Here is an 18106-nt window from a genome sequence, read left to right as displayed (position 1 = left end):
ATGAAACCTCGTATCGATTTCTACACCGCTTCCCCAGACGCTCTCAAAGCCATGATTGCCCTGGAAACTGCAGTCTCGAAGCTGCCGCTGGAAAAGACCCTCATCGAACTGGTCAAGCTGCGCGCGTCGCAAATCAACGGCTGCGCCTTCTGCATCGACATGCACACCGCCGATGCCATCAAGGGCGGGGAAACCCCGCGTCGTCTGTTCGCTGTGACGGCGTGGCGTGAAGCCCCGTTCTTTACCGACCGTGAACGCGCCGCCCTGGCCTGGACCGAATCCATGACGCTGGTGAGCCAGACTCATGCGCCGGATGAAGACTACGAATTTGCCATCGCTCAGTTCAGCCCCAAGGAAATGATCGACCTGACCGTGGCCATCTCCACCATCAACGCCTGGAACCGCCTGGCGATTGGTTTTCGCAAAATGCCTCAAGCCTGATCAGTGAGCGTCCGCTGACGGCGCGGCCGGTGGTTGCACTTTTCGCATCAGGGGCACCATCGCCGCCTCTTGGCAGATGTTGATCAATTCGGACCGACTTATAAGTAAATAGTCTAGCGGACTGTTACTTATGACAGTTACAGGGGGGTATTTGCTAACCCTAAGCTCTCCGGTACTTCAATCATTAGTGCCGGAGTTATTGAAATGGCTGACAAAGAACAGCACACCTCCCTTGTTCACACTTTTTACAGTCTTGAGAGACCTGACTGGTTGATGAATTCGGGCATGGGCAAAGGTATCCACCATGATCGTTATACCCTGGGCGCCGTTCTCTCTGCGGGCGTGAAGATTCGATTTCGTCAGTCTTTCCCTGCATCGGGAATGGGGTCAATACTGCATCTGTTGAACAACGATTCGAAAACAGAATTTCAGCAGGAGGTAACTACTGCTTGGCAGGAACTTATTTCGAACGTTCCTTCCGTCCCTTTTTTTACAACGCCTTATACCGAGCGTGCACGTGAACATATTAGTATCGAAGTGGAAATAGAAGGTGATTGGAAATTTCTGCCTCTTTATAAAGCGGGGGGGAATGCTGATTTGTTTTTTTATACCTGGGATTCGTTGGATGCTGAATACGCGCTGTTTGATTCAACTTACGCGAAAATCCTGATTCCGGCTAAAGATAAAGCAGCGTTGAAAGCGTTGCATCAGGTGTCTGGGCTGGAAAGTCTGACTGATTATTACGCTGGTATTTTCGAGCACTTCAATTACCTTGCCGGGCTTTCATTCGATTCAACGGTGCCAACCGATAAAAACATACCCAATCGTTATTTTATGAAGGCTGACAAATCGGGGGCTGGCGCTGCTTATTATGGATGGAGGGCGACTGCGGTAACCTCAGATTCGGTTGCAGAATTCTGGCTGGATATCAAAGGTACTAATTGGGGGAGTATTCATGAGATTGGTCATGGCTATGAAGGTTCGTTCAGAGACAATAGTACGATTAATCTGAGCGAAGTCTGGAATAATTTGTTTGCGGCAAGTTACCAAAGCAAGGTGTTGGGGGAGGAGGTTTATCAATTTGGTTGGTTATATAGTGGTGGCGAGGAAACAACCTATAGGTTAGCCAAGGCGGGATTTGATAATGGAACCGTTGGCAAGGATTTAGGATTAACTTTATATTTTTTACTGTTGATCTTTGCGCGTGCGGGTGACCGATCTATTATAGAATTTCATAAGCGCTATCGTCGAGTTAGTAATGAGCCAGGCTTTCGAGTTGTAGACCTTCCGACAATGGATTTTCTGAGTCGTGTCACTATTGATGTCGCCAATGTCGATGTTTCCGCGTTTATGGAGTTTACAAAAGCGTCACTTACTGCACGGCAGGTTGTTGAAAATTCTTATAGTAATGCTAACCCATTTTACCCGCTGTATTTACTGGTACCTGAGAGCGATCTCAAGCAGGTTCAAGTGTTGCTGGGGTTGAGGAGTCCGTTGGATTTGGTCAGTTGCACTCAACTTGCCGTTACTGGTTTAAAGAGGAGTAAGTCTTTCGGTTTTGATAGTTCTATTTATCCTAAAATTGCTGGCAAAAGCTTCATGTTGAGAGGTGGACGGGGGGCGGCCAGGATCGTGAAGATTACAGGCACATTGGTGGTTGTTCATGATTTACCTGTGGGCGTTTATGCATTGCAATTACCCTCCCCGGACGATGGGAGTTATCTGCCCGTCAGTCATTATGTGACGATTAAAGACAATAATCCTACTTTTCAAATTGTCTATGAGAGGAAAGTTGCAAGTGTCTTGACTGACCAAACTGTGATGCTGGGTGGGTTGTATGGTGTTTTTTGTAAGCTTGATGTTAGCACTTCGAATGGACACCTATTTGTTGATGTTGTAAGCACGTCGCCGCATAGCCATTTTCAAAGTCAGGTGTATGCGGAAGTGACAATAAGGAATGCGCAGGGTGCCGTTGTGTTTTTTCGAAGCATGCTGGGCGATAAAACTGAGTTGTTCTCCGAAAAAATTTCGATCGGCACGAACTTTGTTATCGAAATTCTGCATAAAGAACCATCGCGCTTGAGTATATCTAACAAATTGGCGTCGGCAGTGATTGACACAGATGCAGAGATCAATCGTTTGAAAGTGACTGATCAGGGGCTGGTGAATATTAGTTTGGTTACTGATGCAGGTGAAAATTTAAAAGCTGAAATTGATAAGTGTGCAGCGATTTTCGAGCAATCCCCTCATCTTGTACTACATGATGGGTTTCCGTTGAAATATGACATGCGTCGCGCGATCAATGCATTCGCCGAGCCCGTTCGTAGTGAGTTATTTGAGCGTTATCGTACGGTTGAGTTCTCTCGACCAAAAGTTGATCGCTCAGCCTTGGGTAGCAAGTTTACGTGGCACTTCCAAGGCAACGCCGGACGAACCGTAGGGTCTGTAAGGATTGATCTTCAGACCCAAAAAATTGACATCAGTTTTTCTGCTGGCACTCCTCATGAGTATTTTTCTTCGGTTTATGTCTCTGTCATGGTGAAGTCCAAGGAAGGTGAGGTGCTTTATCTGCGTGAACTTCGCGGGGATGTCTTGGCTGAAGCGAGTCACGTGCAATTACCTCTTGTACTTGGATGTACAGTGAGTGTTATGCATAGAGAGCCCAGCCGTAGCTGGATTGTCAATGAAAGCTATCAGAAAATATTTCCCGCGGGGCGCGTCCAGCATCTTATGTACGATTTCATTTTAGGTGTTAACTTCGCTAGTTATTGGCCAACGACAAATAATGAATCCTTGATAGAGGAATAAGGGCGAGCCTCAATGGCCATCGGCACTCGGCGCGGCCGGTGGTTGCACCTTGCGCATCAGGGGCACCATCGCCGTGGCGATGATGAAGCAGACCATGATCATCAGGAACGCGTCGCCATAGGTTTGCGTCTGGGCTTCGCGGTAGGTCAGCAGCCAGAGCTGATGCAGGCTGGCGGTCACCCCGACATCGCCGCTCTGGCCCAGGGCGGCGAAGTTGTTGCCGACCTGGGACAGCCACTGGTTAAGGGCTTCGTTGGTGCTGTTGAGGTTCTCTGCCAACCGCGTGAAGTGCAGGTTGGTCCGGTCGTTGAGAATGGTCGCACACGCGGCGATGCCGATGGCGCCGCCCAGGTTGCGCATCAGGTTGAACAACCCCGAAGCATGTTTGAGCCGCGCGGGTGCCAGTCCGCCGAGCGTCAGTGTCACCGCTGGCGGCACCGCCAGTTGCTGGGCAATTCCGCGAAAGGCTTGCGGCAGCAGCAGTTCTTTGGCCCCCCAGTCATGGGTGATCGGGCTGAAATCCCACATCGACAGGGCGAACAGCCCCAAGCCGGTCATCATGATCCAGCGCAGGTCAACGCGGTTGGCCAGAAAGGCGTACAGCGGAATGGCCATGATCTGGAACACCCCGGTGGAAAAAACCGCCAGACCAATGTCCAACGCGCCATAGCCACGCACCCGACCGAGGAACAGCGGCGTCAGGTAAATCGTGGCGAACAGGCCGATCCCGGTGACGAATGAAAAGAAGCAGCCGAGGGCGAAGTTGCGATCTTTCAAGGCGCGCAAATCGACGACCGGGTTGGCCACGTGCAGGGTTCGGCCGATGAAGGCCAGGCCGGCGAGGCCGCTGATCCACGCCGTGGTCAGGATGGTGCTGTCGCTGAACCAGTTCCAGCGCGGGCCTTCTTCCAGGGTGTATTCCAGGCAGCCGAGAAACAGTGCCATGAACAGCATGCTCAAGTAATCGGCGCCTTTGAGCAGCGAGAGTTCCGGCTGGTCGATTTTCACCAGCATCGGCACCGCCACCGCGACGAAAATCCCCGGTACCAGGTTGATGTAGAACAGCCAGTGCCAAGAGGAAATATCGGTGATCCAGCCGCCGATCACCGGACCGAGGGTCGGTGCCAGCGAAGCCACCGCACCAATGGTTGCGGCAGCGATTACCCGTTGTTTGCCGGTAAAGAAAAAGAACGCCGTGGTGAACACCAGCGGGATCATCGAGCCGCCGAGAAAACCTTGCAGGGCGCGAAAGGCGATCATGCTCTGGATGTTCCAGGCTGCGCCGCACAGGAGGCTGGCCAAGGTGAAACCCACCGCCGAGGCGCAGAACAACCAGCGCGTCGAGAACACGCGGGACAGCCAGCCGGACAATGGGATCACGATGATTTCAGCAATCAGGTAGCTGGTCTGCACCCACGCCGTTTCATCGGTGCCCGCCGAGAGCCCACCGCCAATGTCGCGCAACGAGGCGGAAACGATCTGGATATCCAGCAGCGCAATGAACATGCCGATGCACATCGAGGCGAAGGCGAACACCTTGGTCGCCGTTGCCAGGTCGGCGGCATTGAATGGCTGGGCGGGGACGGCGAGGGCGCGGTTCATGGCGCGCTGGCCACGGCTGGCATTTCAGGCGCCTTGCGCGTATCCACTTGCACGGTCACTGACAGGCCTGGACGCAAATGACCAAGCACACCATCAGCCGGATCCAACTGAATGCGCACCGGCACCCGCTGCACGATTTTGGTGAAGTTGCCGGTGGCGTTTTCCGGTGGCAATACGCTGAACTGCGAACCACTGGCCGGGGCCAGGCTGTCCAGATGACCGTGGAATTCCTGTCCCGAGAGCACGTCGGCATGAATGACCACCCGTTGGCCGGGCGTCATGCGCGCCAGTTGATCTTCTTTGAAGTTGGCATCGACCCACAAACCGCTGGACGGCACCACCGACAGCAACTGCGAACCGGCCTGCGCATAAGCGCCGACCCGCGCCCGGCGATTGCCGATCACGCCGTCCACGGGGGCTTTCAGTTCGGTATAGCTCACGTTCAATTGCGCCAGGTCACGTTCGGCCTTTGCCTGTATCAACGCTGCGCGGGCTTGCTGTTTCTGGGTGGCGATCACATTCAATTGCCGCTGCGACGCCAGCAGTTCAGCCTGAGCGCGGGCGCTTTGGGCCTGGGCGGTCTTGAAGGTGGCGTTGGCCCGTTGGGCGCTTTCCACCGAGACGGCGTTGCTGCCCACCAGTTTTTTGTAGCGAGCATCGTCATCCCGGGAGCGGGCGGTTTCGGCACCGGCGGCATCGATGCCGGCGCGAGCCTGGCCGATGACGGCCTGTTGCAATTGTTCGGTGGCATCGAGGTTGGCGAGCAAGGCCTCTTCAGCGGCCACTGCGCCTTCAGCCTTGGCCAGGTTGGCGCGGTAGTCGCGAGAGTCGAGACGAATCAGCACATCGCCGGCCTTCACTTGCTGATTATCAGTGACCAGCACTTCTTCGATATAACCCGCCACCTTCGGCCCGATCACCGTCACGTCGCCACCGATGTAGGCGTCGTCGGTTTCTTCGATGAAGCGGCCGGCGGTCCACCAGTGGGTGGCGTACAGCCCGGCGAACACCAAGGCAGCGATGAACGCAATCAGCAGGATCAACCGTTTGAGCAGGGGAGGCTTGGGTGCACTCACCGGGACGGCGAGGTCGGGTTCAAGGCTGGGCATGCTGGTCATGGACGAATACCTGTGGAAACGGGTGTTTATTACGCTTGTAATATGACGCATGTAATATTTGGTGGCAAATGATTTTTGTTGCCGGCCGTCAGGTAATTATTTGGGCCACGTGCCGGGCGTAAAACCGGTCATGTCCTTAAAGAAGGCGATGAATGCGCTGTCGCTGGAAAAACCCAGCTCGAACGTGCTGTAGCCGATGTTTCGCCCCGTCGACAGCAGCTCGATGGCGCGCATCAGCCGCCACTGTTGGCGCCATTGCTGATAACTCATGCCGGTTTCACGCTGGAAGATTCGCCCAATGGTTCGGCCGCTGGCGCCGACTTGCGCTTCCAGAACCTGAAGCTCCGGCGGCAAGTGCTCGACAGTGGAGAGGAGCGGTGCCAGGCGTTTGTCGCGAGGTAATGGCAAGAGCATCGGTTGGTGCGCGGCGTCGCGAATTTCGCTCAGGCACAGACCCAGTAAATGAACAAACCGGCCCTGCTGCCAATCGGTGCCGAAGTCGGTGTGGGCGATTGCCTCCAGCACGGCTCGCAGCAACGGGCTGACTTCAATCACACAGACATGTTGCGGCAGCTCGGCGCACAACTCGGGTAGCAGGTAAATCGACCGGTAGTCGACGCTGTGTTGCATCACTGCTCGATGGGCGACTCCCGGTGGAATCCAAGCGGCGCGGGAGGGCGGCAGCAGGCATAGCTGTTGCGCCAGCGTAATGCGCGTGCAGCCTTGGCGGGTGAACAACAGTTGTCCGCGTTGATGTTGATGCACGCCGGAGTCGTGATTGCCAAGGGTCGCAGCAATACCGATAACCGACGCCTGATAGCTGTCGGGATCGAAGGGTGCGTGGGCGTCGAGCCAGGCCATGGTTTGTCCGATTTAAACGATTAATTGGCGGAATTCAGATAATACGTCAGTCACGACTTCTTAAGCTGCTCGGCAGTTTTTCTTGAAAAGAGAAGGTGTGATGAATTCGAAAAATTTAACGATGTTGGCCATCGCCTTGCTGATGTTTCCGCAGATCGCTCAAACCCTTTACAGCCCTGCACTGGTGGACATCGGCCAAGCGTTTGCCATCGGCTCGCAAGAGGCTGCGCAAATCCTCTCCGTGTATTTCCTGGCCTTCGCGTTTGGCGTGGTGGTGTGGGGCCGGATGTGCGACCGGATTGGCCGACGACCCTCGATGCTCGCCGGTCTGGCGTTGTACACGGGGGCTTCGATCCTGGCGCTGAATGCCCGTACGTTCGATGCGCTGCTGATGGCCCAGGCGCTGGCCGCGTTTGGTGCGGCGGTCGGTTCGGTCGTCACACAAACGCTGTTGCGCGACCGCTTCAAGGGCGCGGAACTGGCGCAGGTGTTTTCAGTCATGGGCATCGCACTGGCGGCCAGTCCGGCCATCGGCCTGTTCACTGGCGCGAGTTTGGTGCAGGCCTTCGGTTATCGAGGGGTGTTGGGATGTCTTTTTCTGGTGTCCTCGGCGTTATGGCTGTGGTGCCTGCTGACCTTGCCGGAAACCAGGCCGCAGCCGGTCAAGACGCCCCCGCTGTTCGAGACGCTGTGGCGAATGCTGCGTGACCGCGATATCTGGTATTCGACGCTGTTAGTGGCGTTGTTCAACATTGCCCTGTTCAGCTACTACAGTCTCGGCCCATTCATGTTTCAACGCCTGGGCCTGAGTGCGCAGCTGTTCGGCTACAGCGGCGTGATTCTGGCCCTTGGCTCCGGCCTCGGGGCGTGGCTCAACAAGCGATTGCTGCAACGAGGCGTAAGGGGGTCGCAACTGATTCAGGTGGCGGCGGCGCTGACCTTGGTGGGGGCCAGCGGCGTCTTGCTGCTTGAAGAAAGCGCCGTATTTGTACTGGCGATGTTGCTGGTGGTGCTGGCGTTCGGCATGGCAATCCCGAACATCCTCGGCTCGGCACTGGTGAACTATGGCGATCGGCTGGGAACGGCTGGCGCGCTGTTTGGATTGCTGTACTACCTGTTGATTGGCGGTGGGTTGATGTTGGCAGCCTGGGGACAAGCGCTGGGTGAAACATTGATGCTGTGTGGCGCGGTGGCGTTGCTACTGGCGTCGACCGATAGAAAATCCACTGGTTGATCGTTCTCCGGCACTGCGCCATCGCCGTGCCGCTGGATAACGGCAGTCAATGTCGTTTCCCGTCAAGTGCGCACAAGGCGTCTCTCTACACTGCCAGACAATCGATAACGAACACTGGGGATGCCATGAGCCAACCTGTCGAACAACTGAGAATTCGCCTGGCCTGCGCCTTTCGCTGGGCCGCGCGGCTGAACTTGCACGAGTCCATCGCCAATCACTTCAGCGTGGCGGTATCCGGTGACGGTCGGGAATTTCTGATCAACCCTTACGGCACGCATTTCTCGCGGATCAAGGCCAGCGACCTGCTGCTGGTGAATGCCGATGATCCCGCCAGCCTCGATCGCCCGGACGCGCCGGACATCACCGCGTGGGCCTTGCACAGCGCCTTGCACCGCAATCAGCCGCACGCCCGTTGCATTCTGCATACCCACTCCCGATACGCGACGGCGCTGGCCTGCCTGGCGGATTCGCGGCTGCCGCCCCTCGAGCAAAACTCGATGAGGTTTTTCGAGCGGGTGGCCATCGATGACGGGTTCGACGGCATGGGTCTGGGGGACGAGGCCGAACGCGTCAGTCACCTACTGGGCGATAAACCGATTCTGTTGATGGGCAACCACGGTCTGTTGGTCGCGGCGCCGACCATCGCCCAGGCGTTCGATGATCTGTACTACTTCGAGCGTGCCTGCGAGACCTACATCACCGCGCTGTCCACAGGCCTCAAGTTGCGCATTGCCAGTGATGAAGTCGCGCGCAAGACCTGCCGGCAATGGCTCGACTATCCGGGCTTTGCCGACAAGCATTTCAATGCGCTGATGGGGATTCTGGACGAGGAGGAGGCGGATTATCGGCGATGAGATCAATCCGCCTCGGCTGGCCGATGCTCTTTGCGCAGCGGCTGGCGCATCACCGGGGCGCTCCAGATCTGGCGGCGATCCTCGCTGGGCGGGCAACCGAAACGGGCGCGGTAGGTGCGGGAAAAATGTTCCAGCGAACCGAACCCGGAGCACGCTGCCACCTGGGCGACGCTGAGGCGTGTTTGTTGCAGCAAACTGTGGGCCTTGGCCAGACGCAGGGTGATGTAGTACTTGAGCGGCGACAGGCCGGTTTGATGCTTGAATTGGCGTTCCAGTTGCCGCCGCGATAAACCAACCTGACTGGCAATCGCTTCGCAATCGAGCGGCTCCTCCAGTGCTTTCTCCATCAGTTGCACCGCACGGCGAATCTTGCTGCCATACATCCCGGTATGGGTCAGGCCGCCGTCGAGTTGATTGTCCGCTGGCGCACGCACCTGGCCCATCAGCAGGTGCATGCCGATTTCCCGCGCCAACTCGTTGTCGATGGTGTGGTCGATCCAGCCGAGCAGCATGTCCAGCGTGGTGGTCGCGCCAGCGCAAGTCATACGCTGACGCTCAAGCGTGTAGAGCTGCGGCTTGGCATGAACGCGCGGGTAGCTCTCCTGGAAGCCCTGAAGATTGTCCCAATGCACCGCGGCTTCATAGCCATCGAGTACACCGGCCGCTGCGAGTAATTCCGTACCGGTTTCCACGCCCGCCAACACCGCGCCGAACAACGCCTGTTTGCGCAGCCAGCTCTTGAGCGCCAGGTTTGGACTGTGTTTGTGCACATCGAAACTGGCGATCACCAGGCACACATCAAAACCCTGATCGGCGCGCAGACGGTCGTTCGCCACGGTCATCAGGCCATTACTGGCCTGCACCGGCTCGCCGTCCAGGGACAGCAGCGACCACTGGAACAACGGGCGTTGGGTCAGCCAATTGGCAATGGCCAGCGGTTCGAGCACCGCCGCCAGGCCGAAGTTGGAAAACGACGGCAACAGCAGCACCGCCACCCGCAGCGGCGCGACTTCGCCACGCCGCCAGGTGAAGCGGGTTTGCACGGGCGGAGCACTGTCGGACGGTTGATTACTCATAAGTCATCTCTATCGTTGCCGCGTCTGCCACTGCGGATGAATCCACACCGGCACATCATTGCTGGGCAGCGGTGGCCTGCCGCGAATCATGTCACTGGCTTTTTCCGCGATCATCACCGTTGGCGCGTTGGTGTTGCCGCTGACGATTTGCGGCATGATCGAGGCATCCACCACGCGCAAGCCATCGAGGCCATACACGCGCAATTGCGCATCGACCACCGCTTCGACGTCGTCAATCGGCCCCATCTTGCAGGTGCCGCTGGCATGGTAGCCGGTTTCCGTGACCTGTCTGGCCCAAGCGTCCAGCGCCTCGTCGCTTTGGGCATCGGGGCCGGGCACCAACTCGTCACCTTTGAACGCGGCCATGGCCGGTTGCTCGATGATCTCGCGCACCCACCGCGCACCGGCGCGCATGTCGGCTCGGTCCTGCTCGGTCTTCAGGTAATTGAACAGGATGCGCGGCGGCTGTCGAGGGTCGGCGCTGTTCAGGGTCACGCTGCCCAGGCTGGTGGGGCGCATCAGGTCGATATGCACCTGAAACGCGTGGCCCGGCACCAGGTCGACGCTGCCGGGTTTCACCGCCAGCGGCATGAACGTCAGTTGCAGATCCGGATGTTCAACGCCCGCCCGCGAGCGAATGAAGGCCCCGGCTTCGAAGTGATTGCTCGCCGCCAAGCCATCGTGGGTGGCGAACCAGCGCGCACCGATCCACCATTTGCCGGGCACCGTCGTCCACGGATACAGCGACACCGGTTTCTTGCACAGGTACTGCACAACCGCGTCCGGGTGATCGTTAAGGCGGCGGCCAACACCGGGCAAGTCATGCTTGACCGTGATCCCCATATCCCGCAATTCTGCTGCCGGGCCGATGCCGGACAGCAACAGCAGTTGCGGCGAATTGATCGCGCCGGCCGTCAGCAATACTTCACGCCGGGCGTGGGCCTGATGCGTTTCGCCGTTTTGCTCGTACTCGATCCCGATGGCGCGATGGCCATCGAACAGAATGCGCAACGCCAGCGCATCGGTCGCCACGCGAACATTGCCCCGCGCCAACGCCTCGCTCAGATAACCCCGCGAAGTGCTCCAGCGACGTCCGTCGCGCGTGGTGCGATCCACTGGCCCGAAGGCCTCCTGGCGATAGCCATTCAAGTCGCTGCTCACGCCATACCCGGCCTCGGCACCGGCCGCCAGAAACGCTGCGCACAACGGGGTTTGTGTATCGCCCGCGGTGACGTGCAAATGCCCGGTCGCCCCTCGGTAATCGTCTGCGCCGTCGGCATGGGTTTGTGCTCGCTTGAAGTACGGCAATACCTCCTGATAACTCCAGCCGTCACACCCTTGCTCAGCCCAACCGTCGTAATCCCGCGCATGGCCACGGACATAGACCATGCCGTTGATCGACGACGAACCGCCCAGCGTCCGGCCGCGTGGTGTGCCGATCCGCCGACCGTCCAGATACGGTTCCGGCTCGGAGGTATAGCACCAGTTGTAGCGCGAGCCGCCGACCACAATTCCCACCGCGGACGGCATGTCGATAGTCCAGCTCTTGTCCGCCGGCCCGGCTTCCAGCAGCAGAATCCGCACCGCTGGATCTTCGCCCAAGCGGTTGGCCAACACGCAGCCGGCTGACCCTGCGCCCACAATCAGGTAATCAAACTCATGCTCGGCCATGGTTCGGTGTACTCCATCAATGAAAAAGCCGATCAGCCAGTTGCAACACGGAACCTGTGGGAGCGAGCTTGCTCGCGATAGCGGAGTTCCAGTCGACCAAGATGTTGAATGTCAGTCCGCCATCGCGAGCAAGCTCGCTCCCACATGGACCGCGTTGAACTGACAGATTCAGACCGCGGACGGACCATGAATCCCGTTGAACACCAGCCGATGAAAGTGATGCACCAGATGCTCACTTTCATTACTGCGTTGGGCGTCGATCATGTAGCGGCCCTGGTCGTAACCCAGGGAATGCAGGCCTTTCTGCACCGAGATATTCAGCGCAATGTCTTCCGGCCCCAGGTCTTCATTCATCCACTTCATGCACGACTCGGTGACCGCAGCGGTTTCCGCATTGTTGGAGTAATACCCGAAGCGCAGCAGCGAGCGCTCGGCGTCCAGCGGGATCATGATGAACGAGCCCAAAAACTCGGAAAACGGGAAGGTATAGAAGGTGTTGTTCGGCCACATGCCAATGTTGAAGAAGCATTCGTTTGGGTTCACATCTGGCTTCAGCGGCACACCGTAGGCCTCACTCACCGACAGATTGGCCGGCGCGATGTAAGTCCACCAGTTGTCGCGTTTGCTCAACTGATAGCCCTTGAAGTCGATCAGCCTGGCGAGGTCGATATGGCACGGTCCAGACAACTTGAAGTGATAACCCTCGATGGAGTTGTCCATGATCACTTTCCAGTTAGCGGGCACGATCACGTCCTGTTCCTCGATCAGGCGCATGTTCTCAAGGTCGGGAAACACCCGACGCATTTCTTCATCGGCCCCGGGAAACAGATCGCGCAGCGACGGCGCGGCCGGGTCGAGGTTGAAGTAGACGAAGCCGCCCAACACTTCAGTGCGGATCTGAGGAATGTTGAACTGCTGCAACTCGAAGTTCTTCATCTTCTCGCAACGCGGCGCGCTGCGCAGGCTGCCATCCATTTCGTAGCACCACGAGTGATAGGCGCAGCGCACCACCCCGCCCGTGGTGCCACGACGCGCTTCGAGCAGGCGATTGCCGCGATGCTGGCAAACGTTGTGGAAGGCATGGATCTGGCCCTGACGGTTCTTCGCCACCACCACACTCTGATCAAACAGATCCGTCACCACGTACTGACCCGGTTCGGCGAACTCGCTGACGTGCCCGGCCACATGCCAGGCGTGCATGAAAATGTTGTCGCGCTCGGCCTTGAACAGGGTCTCGTCGAAGAAATAGCGCGAGGGCAGGGTGAACGCTTCTTCCGGGTCCTGATGGTCCCAACCCTCGACGGGGCTTTGCTGTTTGCGGGTTTGGAAGTTTTGCATGAGGCGATCTCCACAGTGACTGGCCGCACGGCACGGCGACGTGTTCTGAGAGTTAATCTAGGGCGCGGGGAGGGGGCAGGATTGATGGATTGCGACCAGTTGATGGGAGAAATCATCAAGCGGCAAAGAGATGACACAAACGGAAATCGGAGACGATCATTTCGGAAGCTTCCCACAGCCAGAATTTGAGCTTCCCGGTAGGGTCAACAGCCCCCGCACCCCGCAGGGACATTCCAGGGAAGAACGAACCATGACTAGAAAGGCCGTTATCGTTTTCAGTGGCGGACAAGACTCGACCACCTGCTTGATCCATGCATTGCCGATGTACGATGAAATTCACTGCATTACGTTTGATTACGGCCAGCGCCATCGTGCGGAAATTGAAGTGGCGCAGCAGCTTTCAAAACAGCTTGGCGTGATGGTGCACAAAGTACTCGACGCTTCATTGCTGAATGAACTGGCCATTAGCAGATTGACGCAAAACAACATTCCCATTGAAAGGAGTACGGGCAACGGCGTTCCAGATACGTTCGTACCTGGCAGGAATATTCTGTTTTTAACATTGGCTTCTATTTATGCCTATCAAGTGGGCGCTGAGGCTGTTATCACCGGTGTTTGTGAAACAGAGAGTTCGGGCTATCCCGATTGTGGCGATGAGTTTGTTAAGGTATTGAACAGCGCTATCCATTTGGGTATGGACTATAAGGTGCGAATTGAGACGCCGCTCATGCGGCTAAACAAAGCTGAGACTTGGGCCTTGGCTGATTACCATAAGCAGCTGGATTTGATTCGCTATCAGACGTTGACTTGTTACAATGGCGTAATCGGAAGTGGATGCGGCGACTGTGATGCATGTGCTCTCCGAGCAAAAGGATTGATTGAGTTTCTGGATAGCGGAGCGGAGGTTTTGAATAATCTAAAATTAAAAATAGGATTGTAAAACAATATTGTGTTGCTGGGAGAGTGCGTAACTTTAAATACCCGCGCTCTCCCTTGGTTCAAGCTGGTTTGGGCTCTGCAATGTAACTTTTAAATAATGATCTTGCTCCGTATGCTGGAAAAATGTTAAATACAGCGAAACACATCTTTATAGCTATCTGCGCGTAAACCATGTTGAGTATGTCGCTATTTTGCATTGCGCCGTAAAACGCAATGTAGCAAAAAAGAATGCTGTCTATTATCACTGCGAAGAAAGTGCTAAGGAATACGCGCAAAAAAAGAAATCTGGAGTTTGTTAGCTCTTTTATCTTGTAAAGCAAATACGAATTTACGTATTCGGAAAAAAGGAATGAGACTGATGACGCGACTAGAACGGACGATACATGAGTGACGACTTCTGTATACGGTACATCAAGCTTCCACCCGGGTAATCCAGGTAGGTAAACAACAGCGTTCATCAGTAAAATAATTAGTGCATTGCTTGAAAATGCAAATAGAAGGGCCCTCCTTGCCAGTCTAAGTCCGTAAGTTTCGTTTAACAAATCAACGACTAAAAATGTCAAAGGGTAAATAAAAACAGCAGGGGGAATTACAAGATTGAACCATTCCAGGTAAACAAGTTTGGTCGCGGCGATATTTGAGAAGATGTAAAGTGAAAGTAGAAGCATATTTAGAATGACATAAATCATCCAAGACCTTTCATTACGATCATTCATTTCGTAGGTCGTGAGCGCAGCCCCTCCAGAGTAATGTTTGCGGTATATATCCTTGACTTCCCCCTTACTCAGGTTATCTATTATTTCGCTTCTTAATACCTCGGCTAGCTTTATTTTTATAATTTTTCCTGTGGAAATCACCATAATCACGACAAGGTTTTTGTTTTTTTCAAATCCCAGCAGTTTGTATTTTCTGTTTTCTACTCCATTGCTACTTTCCATTAAACCGCTCCTCGATCACGTCTCCAATAATGCAAGTCGTATCAGAGTCAAAATAATCGCCACTGATTATGGTTGGCTTTTTTGTTATTTTGTCGTACGCCAGCTTATCTCCGTTACCATTTGACAACCCCCTCTTTACTATTAAAATATCTCCTGCCTCGTTCATTCCGCTGATTTCATTCTCCAGAAGCACGCCTATTAAATTGCAGGCTGGGCCGAAGTAATAGGTTAGCGGATGTGTGATGGACAACTCACCAATTCTTTTGTCGAGGCTCTGAATCAGTAAACTCTCCTTAATAACCGGAACCGCTGCCGGATTCATATTTCCGTCCGGGGATGAACTACTCTCTATAATTTCTTTTTCTTCAAAATCAACCGTCTCTATTTCCTTATAAGACACGCCAAAAAAATCCGATATCTTTCGAATTGTAGATTGTTGTACGTGTATAACCCTCCCTTCCAAAATGTTATAGATGGTTGTCCGGGTCAAGCCGCTGGAATTGCACAAGGAAAGCCGAGTCTCTCCACGGCTCTTTATCAGATACTTGATGTTGTTTTTTAATTTGTCTGTTCTGTCTTTCTTGTGCATTCAATATCTACCATTTAGCTATTGTTACAATAGGTTGCGCGTACGGAGGAGATTCTCTTTGAGCGCTGCATCCTACACAGCTGTCATGCGGACGAAAAAGATAATTTTTCAAACAGGGCCAACAAAATTAAATGGTTTTTCATCGCGTGGCTTGGTGCTGCCACAATATGTAAGACGTTGCCTACACTGGGTGAAGAATGGTCTTACAGCAATTATGAAGTGATGAATCATTTGCGATGTTGTGCAGTTTTTTGTGGTCAGTGGCAAGAATCATTTAATTACACAGATGTTCATTTATTTGGTTAATTAAATTGAATTTTCTGGTAATAAATCTACCGTTCCGCCATGTATCACCTTCAATCAAATCTGGTTGAAGGCAAGAGACAAGAACTTCCTTAATCTTGCAAGGAGCTCCGGCATGAAAAAGTCCAGCCCAATCGCTACCGAACCGTCAGGCCTTCCGGCCGGCGCCACCGTCGATTCATCCAATCATTCCAAAGTCACCGAACAACTCGTCAGCGTGCCCCTGCGCAATCCCTATCGTCCCGAACCGGCCAGTCATTTCTTCGCCGTCGTTGCGGATGTCGACACGGAGTCCCTGCTCTGTCACGCCTCTGAAACCCTTGCCTCCCTCAGTGTCATGGCCACCGATCTCTCCCGTGAACTGGAAGGCCCGCGCCGCCATGTGATTTTGGCCATTCAGCAACTGTCCGCGCTGGGCGAGTTGCTGGTCAATCGAGCGCTGGACAACCTGGAACCACCTCGGGGATCGTCTGATGTGCCGTCTAACTGCCAACGCTGAAAAGTCGTGTCCTTTTCCCTATGGAGGTTTTTCGTCATGGATCGATACATGCCTGTTACCGGCATCGACTGCAGCGTTCCATCGTTGCTGATCGACACTGAGGCGCCATTGGACGTGTTGCATGAAATTGCGGCCTACCGCATTCGTACCGCAACGCAACTGCTGGAAAGTTTTGCGTTTAGCGAGGGTGTCCACAGTGAGTTGGCGCGGGTGTTGGTGACTTCACTGCGCGATGGCTGTGATTTGCTGGATGTCGTGGGACGACGATTGCAGGGGCAGGTTTCAACGTAGAGAAAAGGGCGCCATTGGGCGTAATGAATGGTGCAAAACTTGTGGGAGGCTACTCCGGGCGGCGTTCCGACGAAGGCGGACTGCAATCCGCCATTGATGTTGACTGACACTGCCCCTTCGCGAGCAGGCTCGCTCCCACAATAGATCGGCGGCGTACACCAGTCTCGTGCCGACGAAAATCCAAATGTGGGAGCGAGCCTGCTCGCGATGGCGGTGTGTCAGGCACGCAGGTGTTGGCTGTGCAACATCGCGAGCAAGCTCGCTCCCACAATAGATCGGCGGCGTACGCTAGTCCCGTGCCAGAGAAAATCCAAATGTAGGAGAGAGCCTGCTCGCGATGGCGGTGTGTCAGGCACGCAGGTGTTGGCTGTGCAACATCGCGAGCAAGCTCGCTCCCACAATAGATCGGCGGCGTACACCAGTCTCGTGCCGGCGAAAATCCAAATGTGGGAGCGAGCCTGCTCGCGATGGCGGTGTGTCAGGCACGCAGGTGTTGGCTGTGCAACATCGCGAGCAGGCTCGCTCCCACAATAGATCGGCGGCGTACACCAGTCTCGTGCCGGCGAAAATCCAAATGTGGGAGCGAGCCTGCTCGCGATGGCGGTGTGTCAGGCACGCAGGTGTTGGCTGTGCAACATCGCGAGCAAGCTCGCTCCCACAATAGATCGGCGGCGTACGCTAGTCCCGTGCCAGAGAAAATCCAAATGTAGGAGAGAGCTTGCTCGCGATGGCGGTGTGTCAGGCACGCAGGTGTTGGCTGTGCAACATCGCGAGCAGGCTCGCTCCCACAATAGATCGGCGGCGTACGATAGTCCCGTGCCAGAGAAAATCCAAATGTAGGAGAGAGCTTGCTCGCGATGGCGGTGTGTCAGGCATGCAGGTGTTGGCTGTGCAACATCGCAAGCAGGCTCGCTCCCACAATAGATCGGCGGCGTACACCAGTCTCGTGCCGGCGAAAATCCAAATGTGGGAGCGAGCCTGCTCGCGATGGCGGTGTGTCAGGCACGCAGGTGTTGGCTGTGCAACATCGCGAGCAAGCTCGCTCCCACAATAGATCGGCGGCGTACACCAGTTCCGTGTGCCAGCGAAAATCCAAATGTGGGAGCGAGCTTGCTCGCGAAGGACGTTAACGATAACGCGTTCTTCCTGAATAAACGCGTTGCTCTCAAGTCCATCGCGAGCAAGCTCGCTCCTACAGAAAGCAGATCGGCGTACCGCTTTTGATTTTCACCACTCATCAGGCCGAGCGTTAGCTCGCCTTCAGCTGTTGATCTTGAGGCACCGCCCCCTCGAGAGGCCGAGCGCAGGTTCTGCGCAGTGGGCAACCCGGCATGGATGCCGGGTTAGCCGCCCCCGGCCATGGATGGCCGATGGCGGCGGGCCCACGGAGCAGGACCGGAGCGAGGGCATGCCGAGCCTAAGCGAGGCACCGAACGAAAGGGGCAAGAGCCCTTTGGTTACTTTGGGGCTTTTCCAAAGTGACCCGCCGTAAGGGCGGAACCCTAAGCAGCCATTACCGCAAAAACGGATATGCCCCCAATCGA

At 55.5% G+C, this 18106-nt stretch carries 15 protein-coding genes; 7 read left to right on the top strand and 8 right to left on the bottom strand.

The window, feature by feature from the left end:
* Together AC1MDT_RS13040 and AC1MDT_RS13035 are read left to right on the top strand one after the other, a co-directional pair.
* Positions 1-441, top strand: coding sequence for a carboxymuconolactone decarboxylase family protein (locus AC1MDT_RS13040; protein ID WP_480422392.1), 441 nt, complete (start codon positions 1-3; stop codon positions 439-441).
* Positions 442-645: 204 nt separating this feature from the next.
* Positions 646-3249 (top strand): putative mucin/carbohydrate-binding domain-containing protein, encoded by a 2604-nt coding sequence (locus AC1MDT_RS13035; RefSeq protein WP_480422391.1) that lies wholly within the window; start codon positions 646-648, stop codon positions 3247-3249.
* A gap of 9 nt (positions 3250-3258) precedes the next feature.
* Here AC1MDT_RS13035 and AC1MDT_RS13030 read toward each other — a convergent pair whose 3' ends face one another.
* The 3 genes from AC1MDT_RS13030 to AC1MDT_RS13020 all read right to left on the bottom strand — a co-directional run bounded on the left by AC1MDT_RS13030 (position 3259) and on the right by AC1MDT_RS13020 (position 6830).
* Complete coding sequence (locus AC1MDT_RS13030; RefSeq protein ID WP_480422389.1) at positions 3259-4851, bottom strand: DHA2 family efflux MFS transporter permease subunit; 1593 nt, start codon at positions 4849-4851, stop codon at positions 3259-3261.
* Positions 4848-5969, bottom strand: a complete 1122-nt coding sequence (locus tag AC1MDT_RS13025) for an HlyD family secretion protein (protein WP_480422387.1) — start codon at positions 5967-5969, stop codon at positions 4848-4850. Before AC1MDT_RS13025 ends, AC1MDT_RS13030 begins: the two co-directional genes overlap by 4 nt.
* A gap of 96 nt (positions 5970-6065) precedes the next feature.
* Complete coding sequence (locus AC1MDT_RS13020; RefSeq protein WP_480422385.1) at positions 6066-6830, bottom strand: AraC family transcriptional regulator; 765 nt, start codon at positions 6828-6830, stop codon at positions 6066-6068.
* A gap of 100 nt (positions 6831-6930) precedes the next feature.
* Between AC1MDT_RS13020 and AC1MDT_RS13015 the strand changes: the two genes are divergently transcribed.
* Both AC1MDT_RS13015 and AC1MDT_RS13010 read left to right on the top strand, forming a co-directional pair.
* On the top strand, positions 6931-8064 hold the full coding sequence (locus tag AC1MDT_RS13015; RefSeq protein ID WP_480422384.1) for an MFS transporter: 1134 nt from the start codon (positions 6931-6933) through the stop codon (positions 8062-8064).
* 125 nt (positions 8065-8189) lie between these two features.
* The gene (locus tag AC1MDT_RS13010; protein ID WP_480422382.1) at positions 8190-8918 is read left to right on the top strand and encodes a class II aldolase and adducin N-terminal domain-containing protein; all 729 of its coding nucleotides are present in this window, start codon (positions 8190-8192) and stop codon (positions 8916-8918) included.
* A gap of 2 nt (positions 8919-8920) precedes the next feature.
* Here AC1MDT_RS13010 and AC1MDT_RS13005 read toward each other — a convergent pair whose 3' ends face one another.
* The 3 genes from AC1MDT_RS13005 to AC1MDT_RS12995 all read right to left on the bottom strand — a co-directional run bounded on the left by AC1MDT_RS13005 (position 8921) and on the right by AC1MDT_RS12995 (position 13003).
* The gene (locus AC1MDT_RS13005) at positions 8921-9994 is read right to left on the bottom strand and encodes a GlxA family transcriptional regulator (protein ID WP_480422380.1); all 1074 of its coding nucleotides are present in this window, start codon (positions 9992-9994) and stop codon (positions 8921-8923) included.
* A 9-nt stretch (positions 9995-10003) separates the two neighbouring features.
* Complete coding sequence (locus AC1MDT_RS13000; RefSeq protein ID WP_480422378.1) at positions 10004-11665, bottom strand: choline dehydrogenase; 1662 nt, start codon at positions 11663-11665, stop codon at positions 10004-10006.
* Positions 11666-11833: 168 nt separating this feature from the next.
* A complete protein-coding gene (locus tag AC1MDT_RS12995; protein WP_480422376.1) occupies positions 11834-13003 on the bottom strand; it encodes an aromatic ring-hydroxylating oxygenase subunit alpha in 1170 nt (389 codons plus the stop codon).
* Positions 13004-13253: 250 nt separating this feature from the next.
* On the opposite strand from AC1MDT_RS12995, the gene queC reads away from it, so the two are divergent.
* Complete coding sequence (gene queC / locus AC1MDT_RS12990; RefSeq protein WP_480422374.1) at positions 13254-13943, top strand: 7-cyano-7-deazaguanine synthase QueC; 690 nt, start codon at positions 13254-13256, stop codon at positions 13941-13943.
* Positions 13944-14001: 58 nt separating this feature from the next.
* Here queC and AC1MDT_RS12985 read toward each other — a convergent pair whose 3' ends face one another.
* Together AC1MDT_RS12985 and AC1MDT_RS12980 are read right to left on the bottom strand one after the other, a co-directional pair.
* Positions 14002-14880 carry a queuosine precursor transporter gene (locus tag AC1MDT_RS12985; protein WP_480422372.1) on the bottom strand — a complete coding sequence of 293 codons (879 nt, stop codon included), beginning with the start codon at positions 14878-14880 and terminating at the stop codon, positions 14002-14004.
* The gene (locus AC1MDT_RS12980; protein WP_480422370.1) at positions 14870-15469 is read right to left on the bottom strand and encodes a transcriptional regulator; all 600 of its coding nucleotides are present in this window, start codon (positions 15467-15469) and stop codon (positions 14870-14872) included. Before AC1MDT_RS12980 ends, AC1MDT_RS12985 begins: the two co-directional genes overlap by 11 nt.
* Before the next feature lie 418 nt (positions 15470-15887).
* Here AC1MDT_RS12980 and AC1MDT_RS12975 point away from each other — a divergent pair, with 418 nt between their 5' ends.
* Positions 15888-16271, top strand: coding sequence for a DUF6124 family protein (locus AC1MDT_RS12975; protein WP_480422368.1), 384 nt, complete (start codon positions 15888-15890; stop codon positions 16269-16271).
* A gap of 36 nt (positions 16272-16307) precedes the next feature.
* A complete protein-coding gene (locus AC1MDT_RS12970; RefSeq protein ID WP_480422367.1) occupies positions 16308-16562 on the top strand; it encodes a hypothetical protein in 255 nt (84 codons plus the stop codon).
* Positions 16563-18106: the final 1544 nt, after the last annotated feature.

Source organism: Pseudomonas sp. ASL7 (assembly GCF_056680375.1).
Note: the sequence above shows the minus strand (reverse complement) of the source record. Positions and strands in the feature narration are given on the sequence as shown.